A 15,489-nucleotide genomic window follows, 5' to 3' on the forward strand; every position below is an offset into this window, starting at 1 on the left:
CCACCCCGCTGGAGTGGGCCCGCCGCCGCCGCGCCGAACGCGGCGCCCGACGGGTGGAGGCAGCCGGTGCCCGGGCCATCGGGCAGCTGGACCACCTCGGGCCGTCCTGGCACGTGGTCGAGTGGCCCCGGACCGACCCGGACGCCCAACTGCTGGACCTCGACCGCAGTGGACAGCACGACCGGGCGGGCTTCCTGGCCATCGGCCCGAGCGGCCTCTTCGCGGTCACCATCGCCGACCACGGCCGCTCTCGGGTGCTGGTCGCCGGGGACGTGGTGCAGATCAACGGCAAGCGCCCGGCGTACGTCGCCGAGGCCCGCCGCGACGCGAAGCGGGCCAGCAAGGCGCTCACCGCCGCCGTGGGCATGCCCATCCCGGTCACGCCGGTGCTCACCTTCGTCGGTTCGGGCGACATCAGCGTCTACGGCCTGCCCAAGGACTGCCTCGTCGCGACGCACCGCGAACTGGACCGCCTGCTGGTCGCGGGCGGCAACCGGATCAGCCCGGCCACCGCCGAGAAGCTCTCCCGGGTCGCACAGCATCCGTCGACCTGGATGAACGGCTCGTACCGTCCGGCGGCCGACTACCGGTGGTACGAGGACGGCCGAACGGCCGCTGACAAGCGGGCGAGCCACCGGTAACGTCACCGGCGCCACGCTGGCGGGGGGCGTAGCCCGACAGTACGCCGCACTGCCTCCGACCGCTGCCGCGCGGAGAGCCGGCCCGGCCGGAGGCAGGAAGCCGCAGTGTCACGGGGTGGCCCGGTACGGTCACTACCGGCTAGCGTGGAGTTCACCGTTGGTGTGCATAGGAGGCGCGGTGGCCCACGTCGAACTCTCGCTCACGGAAGTGCTCGCGCCAGCGGTCCACCCACCGACGGAACCCACCGACAGCCTGACCCAGTGGTCAGCGACGGTACGCCACGCCGCTGAGCCGTGCCTGCTGATCGATCGGGACACCCGGGTCGACGCGGTGTCCACGGCGGCGTGCACCCTGCTGGGCCTCGGCACACCGGCCGAGGTGGTCGGGCTCCCCCTGCTCAAGGGCGGGCTGCGGTTGCTCGACTTCACCGCTGCCCGGGCGGAGCTGACCGAGCAGGAGGTGGACAAGATCCCCCCGCTGCTCGCCCTCTCCTCCGGCCGGCTCGCCCGTGGGCTGCTCCGGGTCCGGGCCGGTACGCCCGGCGGGCCGGACGCCACGGTGGACGCCATCTCCACCCCGGTGCTGGTACACGGCGCGGTGGCCGGCTCGCTGACGTTCTTCTCGGAGGTCTGAACCCCCGCCCGGAGGTGTGGCGGGGCCGGCTGTGGCGATGACCGCACCGGCAGAGGTAAACGGCAGGCCGCCGCTCACCGTAAGGTGCCCTCATGCTGGATATCGCTCTGCTGCCGGACGAGTACGCCGTGTGCCGGATCCCGAGCGGCACACCGGTGCCGACCGGCCTGCTGAGCGACCTGAGCGGCACCGAGGTCGCCTCCCTGGCCGCCAGCCCGGACGGGCTGTCCCTGATCTGCCCGGCCGGTCGGGTGCCGGAGGGGGCCACGGTGGAGACGCCCTGGCGGTGCCTGCGGGTGGTCGGCCCGCTGGACCTGGCCCTGACCGGGGTGCTCGCCTCCCTGGTCACCCCGCTCGCCGAGGCCCGGGTGGAGATTCTCGCCTTCTCCACGTACGACACCGACTACGTGCTGGTGCCGACGGTCCGCCTGGCCGAGGCGATCGGCACCCTGACCAACGTCGGCCACCGGGTCGCCACCTGACCTGCCAATCGACGCTCCTCAGGCTCTACGATAGGTCCGGCCGCGCATCCGGGCCGGCCGGACCACCGAAGACAACGACGCCCACCTATCCCAAGGATCCGGCTCGTGCCGCGTATCACCCCTCGACCGTTGCTGGACCCCCGGCTGGTGCTCGTCGGCGCCCTGCTCGGCGTGGTGCTGCCGTTGACCGCCTGCGGCGCCCCGCCCGAGCTACGCGAGCCGACCAGCGGCGCACTGCCGGCGACGTCCGCCCCGCCGACCGTACCCACCGTGCCCGTACCGGCACCGACGGCACAGACGTCCACCCTCCCACCGGTACCCACACCCGCCGACCAGAACGCCGGCCCGTGCCGCACCGGGCCCAGTGCCGACCAGGTGGTCCGGCTGCTCCGGCGCACCGACGGTCTGCTGCCCGACGGGGTGCGCGCGAAGGTCGCCAAGGGACCGCTCTGCGCCGACGGGTGGCAGTACGCGGTGGTCGAGGTGACCGGGCACGAGGCGCTGGAGATGGTGTCCCGGGGCCGCGCCGACGCCCTCAGACTGGTCACCGCCGGCACCGACGTCTGCACCATCGAGGTGCGTACCCTGGCCCCGTCCGGCATTCGGGCCCTGGCCTGTGATGCCGCCACCGGACTCGGCCCGGGTGCGTAGGCTGGCAACCATGCCAGGCACACCGCCCACCCGGTTCGTCTACCTCGGCCCCGAGGGCACCTTCACCGAGCAGGCGTTACGCACCATCCCGGCCGCCGAGCGGGGCAGCCGTACCCCCACCCGCAGCGTTCCGGAGGCGCTGGACGCGGTACGCGCCGGGGATGCCGACGCGGCCGTCGTACCGTTGGAGAACTCGATCGGTGGGGCCGTGCCGGTCACCCTGGACGAACTCGCCGAGGGTGCCCCGCTGACGATCACCCGGGAGATCGTGCTGCCGGTGCAGTTCCTGCTCGCCGCCCGGCCGGGCACCACGCTGGCCGACATCCGCAGCGTCGCCGCCCATCCGCAGGCGTCCGCCCAGTGCCGGGGCTGGCTGCGGGACAACCTGCCGGACGCGGTCGTGGTGGACGTGCTCTCCAACGCCGCCGCCGCGATCTCCGCCGCCGAGGGGCAGCACGACGCCGCGATCTGCGCGCCGATCGGGGCGACCCGGCACCGGCTGGCGGTACTCGCCGACAAGATCGCCGACCATCCGGACGCGGTCACCCGGTTCGTGCTGGTCACCCGGCCGGGGCCGCCACCGCCACCGAGCGGCGACGACGTCACCTCGCTGGCCGTCTACATCGCCCACGACCGGGTGGGTGCGCTGCTCGCGGTGCTCACCGAGTTCGCGGTACGCGGGGTCAACCTGACCCGGATCGAGTCCCGCCCGACCGGTGAGGCGCTCGGCCGGTACGTCTTCTTCCTCGACTGCACCGGCCACGTCGCGGACGTCCGGCTCGGCGAGGCGTTGCAGGGATTGCGCCGGGTCTGTGCGGACGTCCGGTTCCTCGGGTCCTATCCCCGCCACCGGTGGAACACCCCGGCGGCGGATCAGCCGGTGCCACCGCCGGCCGGCCTGTCGGACGCCGACTATGCCGACGCGGTGGCCTGGCTCGCCCGGCTGCGGGCCGGGGAACTCAGCTGAGCCGACCGGGCTCGGGCTGAACGGACCGACCTGGGCTGAGCCGACCGGGTACGAGCGGCGCGGTGGCGCCCCCGGCACCGGGCCGGGGACGCCACCGGAGTGCTCAGCTCAGCAGGCCACCGAGCAGACCGCCCTGCTGCTCCTGCTGCCCGGAGCCCGCCACCGGCGGCTCCTCGGAGGGCTGGACCACCACGAAGCCCTGCCCGGCGAAGCTCATCGTGTACGCCTCACCGGTGCGCCGGCCGAGCAGCGTACCGATGCCGAGCTGCTCGGCCCGGTGGTAGCCGACCTGGAGGTTGGCCGACCAGCAGACCGCCGCCTGCGGGTCGACGTAGGTCGGGGCGTCCACGTTCAGCACCACCGGGGTGCCCTTGGTGGTGATCGCGATCCGGCCGTGCCCGGTGAAGACGCAGTTGAACAGCCCGGCCGAGGACATCATCCCGGCGCCGCTGACCATCTTGATGTCGTACTGGAGGGTGGAGTCGAAGGCGAGCACGCTCGACCCGTTGATGGAGAGGGCGTCGCCCGGCTCCAGGTCGATGATGTGCACGTCCGAGGCGAGGTCGGCGAGGAAGACGTCACCGCGGCCGGTGAGCTTCATCAGCGGGACGCCCTCGCCGGTCAGCTTCTGCTTGAGGAACTTGCCGAGCCCACCCGAGCCGAGTGCCTGGAACTGCACCTGGCCCTGGTACGCGACCATCGACCCGACCCGGGCCATGGCCTCGCCGTTCAGCTCGATCTTCAACATCTTGGAGTTCTGCAGCCGCATCCCCGGCTGGGTGGACTCCTTCTCCAGGTTCTCTGCGGAGAACAGCGCGCTGCGCATCTGAATGTGCCTCCCGATCGGCGTAAGTGGCCCGAGGGTAGGCACGTCGCGCAAGGAGCGGCAACCGGCCTCAGCCCCAGCCGAGGGCGTGCAACCGGTCGTCGTCGATGCCGAAGTGGTGGGCGATCTCGTGCACCACGGTCACCGCGACCTCGTCCACCACGTCCGCGTCGTCGTCACAGATCCGCAGGATCGGATGGCGGTAGATGAAGATCCGGTCGGGCAGCACCCCGGCGTAGTCCCAGCCGCGCTCGGTCAGCGCGTGCCCCTCGTAGAGCCCGAGCAGGTCGGGATCGTCCTCCGGTGGGTCGTCCTCGACCAGGATGACCACGTTGTCCATCAGGCGGAGCAACTCCTCCGGCACCTCGTCGAGGGCGTCGGCGACCAGTTCCTCGAAACGCTCGCGACTCATCTCCACCGGCACGCCGACGATTCTGCCCGATCCACCGCCCCGACGGGCGGTCTGCGCCCGCCGCCCGACCATCGGCTGCTGTGTCATGATTCGGCGGAGTGCCGGCCCACCGGAAGGGCGACCGATGTCCCAGGATCCCCCCGTACCCCGACAGGACAGCCGCGCCGACGAACCGGCCGTGCTGACCTGGGGTGCGGACCCCGGCAACCGTACCGACCAGCCGGAGAGCCGGTGGACCGCCCTGGCCCGGGACCGGCGGCTGCCGCTGGTGCTCGCCGGGTTGGGAGGTGTGGCCGCTTTCGCCAGCCTGGCCGGGGAGTGGTCGGTGATGACGGTGCCGAACTCGGGGCCGGAGGCGACCGAGACGGTCCGGGTACCGGCCGGTGTCTCCGATGTCGGCAACTTCGGTACGGCGTACCTGATCGGGCTGCTCGCCCTGGCCGGCTGCGTGGCGCTGGTCCTCGCCGGCTCCCGGGGGGCCCGGCACAATGCCCGGGTACTGGCCCTCACGCTCGCCGGGGGTCTGCTCGTCCTGCTGACCACCGCCGCCCTCGCGCTCGACCAGGCCGCCGAGCGACGGCTCTTCTACCCGGCCGACGACGGCTTCCGGATCGAGTACGGGCGGGGGCTGATGATGGCTTTCGTCGCCGCAGTGCTGCTCGGTCTCGCCGCGTACCGCGCCGACGGTCCGCCCGTCTCCGGGGCGGACGGCGACGAGGGACCGGTCTCGGCGGGTACCGGTCAGACCGACCCGTTGCCCGCTGCGACCGGTACCGGCGGTTGGCGCCGTCGGCGGGCGGCTGCGGAGCCGGACGACGTACCGGCCGGACCGGCCGACCTGACCGTGGAGCCGACCAACCCGTTCGTCCGCCCGGACCCTCCTGCGGGGCGCTGAGCAACCGGCTCGGACCCGCCTGCGGGCCGGTGGGCACCGCCCGTACCGGCCATCCGGGGTTGTCACCCGGTTCGCCGGAAAGTCATGGTTGCGGCGTTGTCTGCGAGGTACGGTTGCTCCCCGTCGTCACGCGTTGACCCTTACGGACGAGCGAGACGGCCGGCGTGCGCGGGCGGCGGGTGAAGGAGGAGCCATGACCCGCCCCGGACTGCCCAAGTTGATCGCCACCGACCTGGACGGCACGCTGGTACGCAGCGACGACACGGTCTCGGCGTACACCCACCAGGTCCTGGACCGGGTCCGGGCGGCGGGTGTCCCGGTGGTGGCGGCCACCGGCCGGGGCCCCCGACTGACCGAGCTGACCCGCAACGACATCCGGGCGGCCGACTTCCTGGTGATGGCCGGCGGGGGCCGGGTGGTGGACCAGCGCGACCCGACCGGTCCGGTGGTGCTCCGGGACGAGCGGTTGTCCGCCGGGGTGCTGGCCGAGCTGATCAGCAAGCTGGAGGTCGAGTTCGGCCCGCTGACCGTGATGGTCGAGGCACTGGACGGTCACGACGCGCCGCTCTGGGGGGACTTCGACGCGAGCTGGCCGTACCCGACCCTGTTCGAGAGCCGCAGTCGCGCCGAATGTCTCTCGCACGACGTGATCAAGGCGTTCGCGCGGACCACGGACCGGCACGTGGACGAACTGCTGGCCGCCGCCCGGGAGATCGTGCCCGCCGACATGGCGGCCCTCACCCAGGCCGGGTTGGGCTTCGTCGAGATCTCCCCGCCGGGGGTGGACAAGGCGACCGGGCTGACCGTGGTCGCCGAGTCGCTCGGGGTCGACCCGACCGAGGTGCTGGTCTTCGGGGACCAGCCGAACGACCTGCCGATGTTCGAGTGGGCCGGCTGGCACCGGGTGGCCGTGGCGAACGCCCACCCGGCGGTCCGGGCCGCCGCCGACGCGGTGACCCTGCGCAACGACGACGACGGGGTAGCGGTCTTCCTGGATCGACTACTCTCCCGCTGATGGGAACCACTCCGGCCAGCTCACCACCCGCGCCTCGGCTGGTGGCCACCGACCTCGACGGCACGCTCCTGCGTTCGGACCGCACGGTGAGTCCGTACACGGCGGAGGTACTGGGCCGGATCACCGCGGCGGGTCACCGCGTGGTGCTGGTCACCGGCCGTCCGGTGCGCTGGCTGAAGCTGGTGTACGACCAGCTCGCCGAGCCGGTGCCGGCGGTCTGCGCCAACGGCGCGGTGGTGTACGACCCGCTCACCGACACCGTGCTGCGCGCCGACGCGCTCTCCCCCGACCTGCTCGCCGAGGTGGCCCGACGGCTCCGGGCGGCGGTACCGGGGGTGTGCTTCGCGGTCGAGATCACCGACAGTCGGGAGATGCGGCACGAGGCACCCTTCCCGCTGCGGTGGGAGAGCGACCCGGACCTCATCCGGGCCTTCACGTCACCGGAGGAGCTGCACGCCGTACCGGCGGTGAAGCTGCTCGCCCGGCCCACCGAACACGAACCCGAGGTCTTCATCAAGCTGGTGTCGGCAACGGTGGCCGGGCTGGCCGAGGCGACGCACTCGACGTACTCGGGTCTGGTGGAGATCTCCGCCGCCGGGGTGACCAAGGCGGCCGGGCTGGCCTGGCTCTGCAACCGGCACGGCGTGCCGGCCGACCGGGTGCTGGCCTTCGGCGACATGCCGAACGACCTGCCGATGCTGACCTGGGCCGGCCGGGCGGTGGCGGTGGCCAACGCACACCCGACCGTGCTGGAGATCGCCGACGAGGTGGCCCGGTCCAACGACGAGGACGGCGTCGCCGCCTACCTGGACGCGCTGGACTGGTAGGAGCGCCCGGCAGCAGGGCGGTGGAAGTCCTGTTGCCGGGCGCTCTGAGCCCCGGCCCCGGCGGGGCGACCCCGACCCGCCCGCGTCGCGGCGCGGGTCGGGGCCCACCCGGTACCGGGCGTCAGAGGTACTGGCCGGTGCTGTGCGACTCGCCGGCCGAGGGCGGACCGCCCGGCATGCCGGGGATCATCCCGCCCGGACCGCTGGGCAGGGCCTGCCGGCCCCCGGAGCGCATCTGTTCGAGCTGTACCCGGGCCGCCATCTGCTGCGCCACCAGCGCGGCCTGGATGCCGTGGAAGAGCCCTTCCAGCCATCCGACGAGCTGCGCGTGGGCGATCCGCAGTTCACCCTCGGTGGGTACGTTCTCCTCGGTGAAGGGCAGGGAGAGCCGCTCCAGCTCGTCCCGCAGCTCCGGGGCGAGGCCCTCCTTCAGCTCGACGATCGACCGTTCGTGGATCTCGCGGAGCCGGCCCCGGCTGGCGTCGTCCAGCGGCGCGGCCTTGACCTCCTCCAGCAGCTGCTTGATCATGCTGCCGATCCGCATCACCTTGGCGGGCTGCTCGATCAGTCGGGCCGGGTCCTCGCCGTGTACCTCGTCGGTCTGCACGGTGCCGACCGGACGGCCGTCCGGACCGACGACCACCACGGTGCCGGTGCCCTGCCGGTCGGGCTCGTCGTGCTGCTCGGGATTGCGTGGGGCTTCGGTCATACCCCCAATCTTGGCGCAACCCGTGGACCCGCCGCTCGCCGGGAGTCCAGCGGGGCGCGGTACCGTCGCGGCCATGGCCGCCGACCCCCGTGCCGTACTCACCCGGCCCGCGCCGCCACCGGACGTCACGGTGGCGTACGGCGGGCACCCGGACCAGATCGCCGACCTGCGCCGCCCCGCCGGCCGGCCCGGTTCCCCGCGTCCGCTGGTGATCGTGATCCACGGCGGCTTCTGGCGGTCGGAGTACGACCGCGGCCACACCGGGCCGCTCGCCGCCGACCTGGCCACGCGGGGCTACCCGGTGGCCCAACTGGAGTATCGGCGGACCGGCGCCCCCGGTGGCGGCTGGCCGGGGACCCTGGACGACGTCCGGGCCGGGGTGGCCGCCCTGCCTGCGCTGGTGAGCGGGGCGCTTCCCGGGGCGACCACCGATGATCCACCGATCCTGCTCGGACACTCCGCAGGTGGCCATCTGGCGCTGCACGCCGCCGCGACGGCGCCGTCCCGGGTCGGGGGCGTGCTCGCGCTGGCCCCGGTGGCCGATCTGGCCGAGGCGTACCGGCTGGATCTGGACGGTGGTGCGGTGGCTGCGCTGCTGGGGGGCGGACCGGCGGAGGTACCCGACCGGTACGCCGTCGCCGACCCGTACAGCTCGGTACCCAATTCGACACGTACGGTAATCGTGCACGGGGTGCGCGACGAACAGGTTCCGATCATGTTGAGCCGGGCGTATGTAACGGCAAATCGTGCAGCCGGTGCGGAAACCACCCTCATCGAATTACCGGACTGCGAACATTTCGGGCTAATTGATCCAACATCAATGGCCTGGCCAACGGTGACAAAGGCGTTGGAGTCCCTGCACAGCGATCACTAACCATTGACGCAGCGTCGCCGACCAGGTAGAACGCCGAGGGGGCGGCGATCCGGCCCAGCTCAGCGGTGGGAGGATGATCGGTGTCGGAGATGGACCGCAGGCGGGCCCTGAAGCTGCTGGCCGCGCTCGGTACGACGGGTCTCGCCGCAGCCTGCGGCAGCAACCCGGCAAGCGAGGAGACCGCTACCGGGTCGCCGATCAGAATCGGTCTTATCGCCCCGCAGACCGGTGGTTACAAATCCATCGGCGACGAAATCCTCAACGGTTTCCAGCTTTTCCTCGACCTGAACGGCCGGCAACTCGGCGGGCGACCGGTGACCCTGCTGACCGCCGACGAGGGCGAGACCGAGCAGACCGGTAAGGCCGCCGTCGACGGGTTGCTGAAGCAGGGCGTCCTCGCGCTCACCGGCGTGGTCAACTCGACCGCCATGGTCGGTATCCGGGACACCGTCGAGCAGGCCCGGGTACCCCTGGTCGGCTCCAACGCCTCACCGAAGTCGTTGCAGAGCGTCGTCTACATCTGGCGTACGTCGTACGTGCTGGACGAGCCCGGCCGGGCCCTCGGCCCGTACGTCGCCCAGCAGTTGCCCAAGAGCAGCCGGGTCGCGATCATCGCCCCGGACAACCTCGGCAGCCGGGACGCGGTGCAGGGCTTCCGGGAGGGCTTCGGCGCGTCCGACCCGAGGATCGCCGGGGAGACGATCTGGACCGAGTTCCTCACCAACCCGGGCAAGAGCGCGTACGTGGCGAGCATCAACCAGGCGCTCCGCGACAACCCCGACGCGGTCTTCTGCTTCTACGCGGGACCGGCGGCCGTGCAGTTCATCAAGCAGCTCCGGGCCGCCGGCTACCGCAAGGAGATCTACGCCCCCGGGTTCCTCACCGAGGGGAGCGTGCTCAGCGAACTGCGTCCGACCGAGGCAACCGGGATCATGACCTCGTTGAACTACTCCGCCGACCTGAACAACGCCGCGAACCGGAAGTTCGCCTCGGCCTACCGCAAGACCCACAACACCTCGCCCACCACCTACGCGATGGCGTCGTACGACGCCGCACAGGTGCTCGACAAGGCCATCCGGCTGGCCGGCCCGACCGCCACCTCCCAGCAGGTCAACCTGGCACTGGGCAAGGTCGGCCAGATCGACAGTCCGCGCGGTCCCTGGCAGTTCAACCAGCCGCGTACCCCGCAGCAGAAGTGGTACCTGCGCAAGGTCCAGCCCGACGGTCGACTGCTGTCGAACGTCCTGGTCAACGAGCTGGCCACGCTGGGCTGACCCGGTCGCCGGGCCAGCCCGTGGCGTGGCTCGATGGGCTTGCTTCGGTGGGGTGGCTCAGAGGCCTGCCTCAGGGGCTTGCCTCAGAGGCTTACCTCAGTGGCGCAGCTCGGCGATGCAGCACTTCACGCTGCCACCACCCTTGCGCACCTCGGTCAGCTCCACCGGAACGGGTTGGTACCCCACTGCGGCCAGCTTGTGCGCCAACCCGGTCGCCTCGTGGTTCAGCACCACGTGGTAGCCGTCGCTGACCAGGTTGATGCCGAAGGCCAGGGCGTCGGTGTCGTCGGCGAGCACCGCGTACGGGAAGAGCTGGGCGAGCACCCGCTGCGAGGCCACCGAGAAGGCACCCGGGTAGTAGACGATGTTGCCGTCGTCGAGCGCGGCCAGCGCCACGTCCAGGTGGTAGAAGCGCGGGTCGACCAGGCGCAGCGAGACCACCGGCCGGCCGAGCACCTCCTGGGCCTCGGCGTGCGCGGCGGGGTCGGTACGGAAGCCGTACCCGGCGAGGATCAGGCCGCCGTGCGCGTCCGGCACGTACGCGAAGTCGCCCTCGCCCTCGTTGGTCTCGGTGGGGGCCATGAACTGCCAGCCCTGCGACTCGTAGAAGGCCCGGTGCCCGGCGGCCTCGGCGGCCCGCTGCTCGTGCTTGAACCGGGCGCCGTAGACGGTACCGTCCACCACGAAGGCACCGTTGGCGGCGAAGACCATGTCCGGCAGGCCGGGCTGCGCGGGCAGCACGTGCACGGTGTGGCCGAGCCCGACCAGGGTCTCGCGCAGGCGGTCCCACTGCTTGACCGCCAGGTCGGGATCAACCGGGACAGACGTGTCCATCCACGGGTTGATCGCGTACTCGACGGTGAAGTGCTCGGGCGGGCACATGAGATATGTCCGCTTTCGCGGCACTCGCTGCTGGCTCACGGAAACCAAGGGTAGGTACGGTACAACGTCAGTAACAGCCACAAGCATTGCTTCCGGGAGGCGAAACATTGCAGATAGATGGCGTGGACCAGCGGATCATTGCGTCGCTGGTGGCAGACGCCCGCGCGTCGTACGCGGACATCGGAGCGCGGGTCTCCCTCTCCGCGCCGGCGGTCAAGCGACGGGTGGACCGGTTACGGTCAGCCGGGGTCATCAAGGGGTTCACCGCGGTCGTCGATCCGGCGGCGGTCGGCTGGACGACCGAGGCGTTCGTCGAGCTGTTCTGCGCGGGACGGACCACCCCGGCCCAGATCGGGGTCGCCACCCGCCGGCACCCGGAGGTGGTCGGCGCCTACACCGTCTCCGGTGAGGCGGACGCGCTGGTACACCTGCGGGCAGCCGACATCGCCCACCTCGAGCAGGCGCTGGAACGACTCCGCGCCGAACCCTTCGTCACCAGCACCCGGAGCACCATCGTGCTGTCCCGGCTGGTGGAGTCGCCGACCGTGGTACCGGCTCCGGGCTGAGCCGGACCGGTGCGTGCGGTCTCAGCCCTCCCGGGCCGCGTCGATCAGCTCGCGGGTGACCGCCGCCGCGGCGTCCGGACGACCGTGCTGCCGGGCGGCCTCCGCCAACTGCTCCCGCCACTGCGGTTCACGCAGCAGGGTGAGCACCTCGTTGCGGAGGTTCTCCGGGGTGGCCTCCGGGCCGGCGAGCACCCGGGCGGCGCCCGCCTCGGCCAGGTGGCGGGCGGTCCGCCGCTGCTCGTCACCGCCGGTCGGGATCAACGGGATGAACACGCACGCCTTACCCAGGGCGGTCAGCTCGGCGACCGTACCGGCACCGCTGCGGGCCACCACGATCGACGCGGCGGCCAGCACGTCCGGCAGTTCGCCGTGCACGTAGTCGACCACCCGGTAGCGGTGGGCCAGGTGCGGCGGCAGGGCGGCGGCGACCTGGCGCATCCGGTCCAGCGAGTAGCCGCCGCACTGGTGCAGCACCTGACACTCGTTGAGCAGGTCGGGCAGGATCTGCGCGACCAGGTCGTTCACCTGTACCGCGCCCTGGGCCCCGCCGGTGACGAAGACCAGGGGAAGTTCGGGATCGAGCCCGTGGGCGGCGAACCCCCGGGCCGGATCGCCGGCCAGCACCTCGGGCCGGATCGGGTTACCGGTGACCACGGCCCGCTTCCTGGCCCGCGCCGGCAGGTGCTCCACGGACGACGGGTGGCTGAGCAGGATCCGGGTCGCCACCATCGCCAGGATCCGGTTGGCCAGGCCGAGGGTGAGGATCTGCTCGTGCATCACCAGCGGTCGGCGGGTGAGCCAGGCGGCGATCCCGATCGGCACGGAGACGTAACCGCCGCTGGAGAAGACCACCGCCGGCCGGTTCCGTACCACGATCGACACGGCCTGCAACAGGCCCAGCGGGATCCGGAACGCGTCGGCGACGTTGCGGCCCAACTCGCGCAGATTCGGGGACCGGCGCAGCTTGCCGGTGGTGATCGCCCGGAAGGGGATGCCCTCCTCGGCCGCGATCCTGGCCTCCAGCCCGTGCTCGACACCGACCCAGAGCAGGTCGGGTTCGGTACCCGCCTCGCTGAGCCGGGCGCGCAGGGTACGGATCGTGGTCAGGGCCGGGTAGGTGTGCCCACCGGTACCACCGCCGGTGACCACCACCCGGAGCCGGTGCAGCCGCTGGGCGCTGTAGACCGCCATCGTCGTCACTTTCCGTCGTGCAGCAGGAGGGATGCTCAGAGGTACATGCCGGTCCGGTGCTCGCCCGGACCACGGTTGGCCGGCTTGTCCCCCTCGCCGAAGAAGCGCTTGCCGCCGAACTCGCCGTGCAACCGGTCGTCCAGTTCGTCGGCCAGCCCGGTCATCACCTGGACGGCGAGCATCAGGTGGGTGGGCTGGAAGTTGCGACCGAAGACCGGGATGGAGGCCCAGACCGTGTCGTCGGTGCAGTACAGCCGGCCGATCGGCATCCGGTTGGTCAGCTCGGAGAGCTTCACGTAGAGCTGTTCGGTCGGCTCGACCTCGGTGAGTACCGGGGAGAAGACGTCCACCAGCGGAGGATTGTCGCGGACCCGGACGAACACCATCGCCGATCCCGCGCGGATGTTGATGTCCCCGTCCGAGTCGACCTGGAGCTGGTCGGCGCCGGACTTCAACATCGTGGAGACGACCATCCGGACCTGCTCCTCCAGCGGGAGCACGTCGGCGCCACCGGCACCGGCCACCCGGGCGGCGGTCAGTGCGTCGTCCAGGTCGGCTTCGATGTCGCGTGGTGCGCCCGCCTCGGGTCGGGCGGTACCGAGCGGCTCCCCCTCCACCGGTTCACCCTCGGCGTCCTGCACCAGGTACACCAGGAAGGCCGGGTGGGGAGCGCCGAACACGTCCCGCAGGGTACGGGCGACGACGGCGGCCAGCCGGGTGGCGTCGGTGACCGGGCTGGTCAGCCCGAAGTAGTCGCCCGAGCCCTGGACGACCCCCGGCGGCGACCAGCCCAGCGCGACCATGTCGGCCACCGCCGAGCGGTCCAGTCGGAAACCCTCGGGGAGCAGGGCGTTACCGACCGCCCGCGCGCCGAGTTGCCCGTCACCGGCGGCGTCGACGCCGACCGAGTAGACGGCGTCGCCGGTACCGGAGGCGGTGGGGTCGAGGGTCAGCTCGATCCGGGCACCGGTGGGCAGGCCACGCAGGCAGGCGGCGAGCGCCCGGGCGAACTCCTGCCACGCCTCGGTCACCTTCGCCCGCAGATCCGCCGTGGTCGGTTCGTCGAGCAGGATCGACTCGTGCTGGCCCGGTTCACTCCCGGCCGGTCCGTGCGCGGGCAGGGGGTGGTCTGCCGTCATGATCGCCTCCGTCCGTCAGGCACACCCTACCCACGTCACGCGGGTGACGAATCAGTCCGGACCCGGATCGGACAGTGACCGGCGTAACTTCTGATCAGGCCCGGTCACCGGTCGTCGGGGGCGGGTCGGGCCAGGATGCGGCGAGCGCGGTCAGCCGCGCCGCAGCCCGCACCGGATCGGCCCCCCGCCCCACCGCCAGCCCCAGCAGGTACGCGCTGACCGGTGCGCCGGGCCGCAGGACCTGGTGCGCAACGTCCCGGGCCAGGTCGAGCACCACCGGTACCGCCGCCTCACCCGGGTCGATGTCCAGTTCGGCGCAGGCCGCCGCGACCCACTCGTCCATCGTCGTCATCGTGTCCACTCCTCCGCCCGGCGCAGGTCGTCCTCGGTGTCGCAGTCGAACCAGGGTGGTGGCCCGGCCTCCCGCCAGGGCACGTCGACCACGGTCAGACCGGTCAGCAACGACCGCATCGACGCGCCGGCCAGGCTACCGGCCCGGTCCTGGCGGAGCCGGTGCACGGCCGACCGCAACGACGCGACCCGCCACACCCCGCAGAGCGGCTGGCGGCGCCCGTCGGTGTCGGCGTAGCAGACCCCGTCCGGGCCGTCGTCCGCCGCCAGGCGCTTCCGCAGTACGGCCACCGCCGCCCCGGTCAGCAGGGGCAGGTCGGCGGCGAGCAGGGCCACCGTCCGACTGGCCGGGTCCAGCAACGTCAGCCCGGCGCCGGTCGCCGCGACCGGCCCGCCACCGGAAGGGCGTTCCCTGGTCACCCACACCCCGGCCGGCACCCCGGCGGCCGGCCCGACGAGGATCCTCGGCCAGGCGTCGGCCACCGCCGTCAACACCCGGTCCCGCATGGCGAGCCCGCCGACCAGTCGTCCCGGTTTGTCGGTACCACCCATCCGTCGGGCGGCCCCGCCCGCGAGCACCACCGCCGCGTACCCCGTCACGCGATCAACCTAGTCGCGTCGGCCCCGGTTGCGCCGCCCTGTCGGCGTCCCGGGGCGGTAGCGGGGCAGGATGGTGGAATGGGACGGGCCACTGACCGACGCAGCGTGGTACGGATCGACCTCGCCGGTGCACGGTCGTCGGTACGCCGGCCGGACACCCTCAGCGTGGAGGAACCGCTGGAGATCCGGGTCGGCCCGTCCGGACCGGGGCGGCGGAGACCGCTCACCGTGACCATGCGTACCCCGGGCGACGACCTCGACCTCGCCCTCGGTTTCCTGCTCACCGAGGGGATCGTCCGGACCGCTGACGACGTGCTGACCGCACAGCTCTGCGCCGGTGCGGAGACCCCCAACACCTACAACGTGGTGGACGTGACGCTGGCTCCGGGCGTGCCGGCCCCGGACGTGGACCCGACCCGTAACTTCCACACCACCAGTTCCTGCGGGGTCTGTGGCAAGGCGAGCATCGACGCCGTGCGTACCCGGTCGCGGTTCCCGGTCGCGGAGGACCCGCTCACCGTCGACGCAGCCGTGCTGGCCAGCCTGCCGGACC

Annotated in this window: 20 protein-coding genes; 12 read left to right on the forward strand and 8 right to left on the reverse strand. The window is 72.2% G+C overall.

Translation table 11 applies throughout. From position 1 onward, the window contains the following. The 5 genes from GSF22_RS18805 to pheA form a co-directional block, all read left to right on the forward strand. On the forward strand, positions 1-641 hold a 641-nt coding region (locus GSF22_RS18805), incomplete at its 5' end, for a hypothetical protein (protein WP_208814935.1). A 178-nt stretch (positions 642-819) separates the two neighbouring features. After that, positions 820-1,275, forward strand: coding sequence for a hypothetical protein (locus GSF22_RS18810; RefSeq protein ID WP_208814936.1), 456 nt, complete (start codon positions 820-822; stop codon positions 1,273-1,275). Between the two features lie 92 nt (positions 1,276-1,367). Next, positions 1,368-1,757 carry an ACT domain-containing protein gene (locus tag GSF22_RS18815; protein WP_208814937.1) on the forward strand — a complete coding sequence of 130 codons (390 nt, stop codon included), beginning with the start codon at positions 1,368-1,370 and terminating at the stop codon, positions 1,755-1,757. Positions 1,758-1,862: 105 nt separating this feature from the next. Beyond that, positions 1,863-2,408, forward strand: a complete 546-nt coding sequence (locus GSF22_RS18820; RefSeq protein ID WP_307804107.1) for a hypothetical protein — start codon at positions 1,863-1,865, stop codon at positions 2,406-2,408. Between the two features lie 10 nt (positions 2,409-2,418). Further along, positions 2,419-3,375, forward strand: coding sequence for a prephenate dehydratase (pheA, locus tag GSF22_RS18825; protein WP_208814938.1), 957 nt, complete (start codon positions 2,419-2,421; stop codon positions 3,373-3,375). A gap of 103 nt (positions 3,376-3,478) precedes the next feature. Here pheA and GSF22_RS18830 read toward each other — a convergent pair whose 3' ends face one another. Together GSF22_RS18830 and GSF22_RS18835 are read right to left on the reverse strand one after the other, a co-directional pair. Beyond that, entirely contained in the window at positions 3,479-4,201 is a 723-nt protein-coding gene (locus GSF22_RS18830) for an AIM24 family protein (RefSeq protein ID WP_208814939.1), read from the reverse strand. 70 nt (positions 4,202-4,271) lie between these two features. Continuing rightward, a complete protein-coding gene (locus tag GSF22_RS18835) occupies positions 4,272-4,619 on the reverse strand; it encodes a metallopeptidase family protein (protein ID WP_208814954.1) in 348 nt (115 codons plus the stop codon). 118 nt (positions 4,620-4,737) lie between these two features. Between GSF22_RS18835 and GSF22_RS18840 the strand changes: the two genes are divergently transcribed. The 3 genes from GSF22_RS18840 to GSF22_RS18850 all read left to right on the forward strand — a co-directional run bounded on the left by GSF22_RS18840 (position 4,738) and on the right by GSF22_RS18850 (position 7,350). Continuing rightward, positions 4,738-5,508 carry a hypothetical protein gene (locus GSF22_RS18840; protein WP_208814940.1) on the forward strand — a complete coding sequence of 257 codons (771 nt, stop codon included), beginning with the start codon at positions 4,738-4,740 and terminating at the stop codon, positions 5,506-5,508. Positions 5,509-5,701: 193 nt separating this feature from the next. After that, positions 5,702-6,523: an HAD family hydrolase gene (locus GSF22_RS18845; protein ID WP_208814941.1), complete on the forward strand. Its 822-nt coding sequence runs from the start codon at positions 5,702-5,704 to the stop codon at positions 6,521-6,523. Further along, entirely contained in the window at positions 6,523-7,350 is an 828-nt protein-coding gene (locus GSF22_RS18850; protein WP_208814942.1) for an HAD family hydrolase, read from the forward strand. Before GSF22_RS18845 ends, GSF22_RS18850 begins: the two co-directional genes overlap by 1 nt. A gap of 121 nt (positions 7,351-7,471) precedes the next feature. Here the strand turns inward: GSF22_RS18850 and GSF22_RS18855 are convergent, their stop codons facing one another. After that, the gene (locus GSF22_RS18855; protein WP_208814943.1) at positions 7,472-8,059 is read right to left on the reverse strand and encodes a bacterial proteasome activator family protein; all 588 of its coding nucleotides are present in this window, start codon (positions 8,057-8,059) and stop codon (positions 7,472-7,474) included. A gap of 73 nt (positions 8,060-8,132) precedes the next feature. On the opposite strand from GSF22_RS18855, the gene GSF22_RS18860 reads away from it, so the two are divergent. Next, positions 8,133-8,933 (forward strand): alpha/beta hydrolase family protein, encoded by an 801-nt coding sequence (locus GSF22_RS18860; RefSeq protein WP_208814944.1) that lies wholly within the window; start codon positions 8,133-8,135, stop codon positions 8,931-8,933. Positions 8,934-9,013: 80 nt separating this feature from the next. Then, on the forward strand, positions 9,014-10,207 hold the full coding sequence (locus GSF22_RS18865) for an ABC transporter substrate-binding protein (protein WP_208814945.1): 1,194 nt from the start codon (positions 9,014-9,016) through the stop codon (positions 10,205-10,207). 96 nt (positions 10,208-10,303) lie between these two features. On the opposite strand, the gene ddaH is transcribed toward GSF22_RS18865, so the two are convergent. Continuing rightward, positions 10,304-11,137: a dimethylargininase gene (gene ddaH, locus GSF22_RS18870; RefSeq protein ID WP_208814946.1), complete on the reverse strand. Its 834-nt coding sequence runs from the start codon at positions 11,135-11,137 to the stop codon at positions 10,304-10,306. 59 nt (positions 11,138-11,196) lie between these two features. Here ddaH and GSF22_RS18875 point away from each other — a divergent pair, with 59 nt between their 5' ends. Continuing rightward, the gene (locus tag GSF22_RS18875) at positions 11,197-11,655 is read left to right on the forward strand and encodes an Lrp/AsnC family transcriptional regulator (protein ID WP_208814947.1); all 459 of its coding nucleotides are present in this window, start codon (positions 11,197-11,199) and stop codon (positions 11,653-11,655) included. Positions 11,656-11,676: 21 nt separating this feature from the next. On the opposite strand, the gene GSF22_RS18880 is transcribed toward GSF22_RS18875, so the two are convergent. The 4 genes from GSF22_RS18880 to mobA form a co-directional block, all read right to left on the reverse strand. Next, on the reverse strand, positions 11,677-12,846 hold the full coding sequence (locus GSF22_RS18880; protein WP_208814948.1) for a UDP-N-acetylglucosamine--N-acetylmuramyl-(pentapeptide) pyrophosphoryl-undecaprenol N-acetylglucosamine transferase: 1,170 nt from the start codon (positions 12,844-12,846) through the stop codon (positions 11,677-11,679). Between the two features lie 35 nt (positions 12,847-12,881). Further along, entirely contained in the window at positions 12,882-13,985 is a 1,104-nt protein-coding gene (locus GSF22_RS18885; RefSeq protein WP_208814949.1) for a T3SS (YopN, CesT) and YbjN peptide-binding chaperone 1, read from the reverse strand. Positions 13,986-14,079: 94 nt separating this feature from the next. Then, positions 14,080-14,337, reverse strand: a complete 258-nt coding sequence (locus GSF22_RS18890; RefSeq protein WP_208814950.1) for a DUF6457 domain-containing protein — start codon at positions 14,335-14,337, stop codon at positions 14,080-14,082. Then, positions 14,334-14,936, reverse strand: coding sequence for an NTP transferase domain-containing protein (gene mobA / locus GSF22_RS18895; protein WP_208814951.1), 603 nt, complete (start codon positions 14,934-14,936; stop codon positions 14,334-14,336). Before mobA ends, GSF22_RS18890 begins: the two co-directional genes overlap by 4 nt. Before the next feature lie 78 nt (positions 14,937-15,014). Between mobA and GSF22_RS18900 the strand changes: the two genes are divergently transcribed. After that, positions 15,015-15,489: formate dehydrogenase accessory sulfurtransferase FdhD (locus GSF22_RS18900; RefSeq protein WP_208814952.1), on the forward strand; the 475-nt coding region annotated here is incomplete at its 3' end.

It is taken from the genome of Micromonospora echinofusca (assembly GCF_017614955.1).
GTDB classification, from domain to species: domain Bacteria; phylum Actinomycetota; class Actinomycetes; order Mycobacteriales; family Micromonosporaceae; genus Micromonospora; species Micromonospora echinofusca_A.

Excerpts from the sequence above, each read along its gene's own strand:
- GSF22_RS18815 (WP_208814937.1), top strand. The coding sequence starts at position 1,368 with ATGCTGGATATCGCTCTGCTGCCGGACGAGTACGCCGTGTGCCGGATC.
- pheA (WP_208814938.1), top strand. The coding sequence starts at position 2,419 with ATGCCAGGCACACCGCCCACCCGGTTCGTCTACCTCGGCCCCGAGGGC.
- GSF22_RS18830 (WP_208814939.1), bottom strand. The coding sequence starts at position 4,201 with ATGCGCAGCGCGCTGTTCTCCGCAGAGAACCTGGAGAAGGAGTCCACC.
- GSF22_RS18840 (WP_208814940.1), top strand. The coding sequence starts at position 4,738 with ATGTCCCAGGATCCCCCCGTACCCCGACAGGACAGCCGCGCCGACGAA.
- GSF22_RS18845 (WP_208814941.1), top strand. The coding sequence starts at position 5,702 with ATGACCCGCCCCGGACTGCCCAAGTTGATCGCCACCGACCTGGACGGC.
- GSF22_RS18850 (WP_208814942.1), top strand. The coding sequence starts at position 6,523 with ATGGGAACCACTCCGGCCAGCTCACCACCCGCGCCTCGGCTGGTGGCC.
- GSF22_RS18855 (WP_208814943.1), bottom strand. The coding sequence starts at position 8,059 with ATGACCGAAGCCCCACGCAATCCCGAGCAGCACGACGAGCCCGACCGG.
- GSF22_RS18860 (WP_208814944.1), top strand. The coding sequence starts at position 8,133 with ATGGCCGCCGACCCCCGTGCCGTACTCACCCGGCCCGCGCCGCCACCG.
- GSF22_RS18880 (WP_208814948.1), bottom strand. The coding sequence starts at position 12,846 with ATGGCGGTCTACAGCGCCCAGCGGCTGCACCGGCTCCGGGTGGTGGTC.
- GSF22_RS18885 (WP_208814949.1), bottom strand. The coding sequence starts at position 13,985 with ATGACGGCAGACCACCCCCTGCCCGCGCACGGACCGGCCGGGAGTGAA.
- GSF22_RS18890 (WP_208814950.1), bottom strand. The coding sequence starts at position 14,337 with ATGACGACGATGGACGAGTGGGTCGCGGCGGCCTGCGCCGAACTGGAC.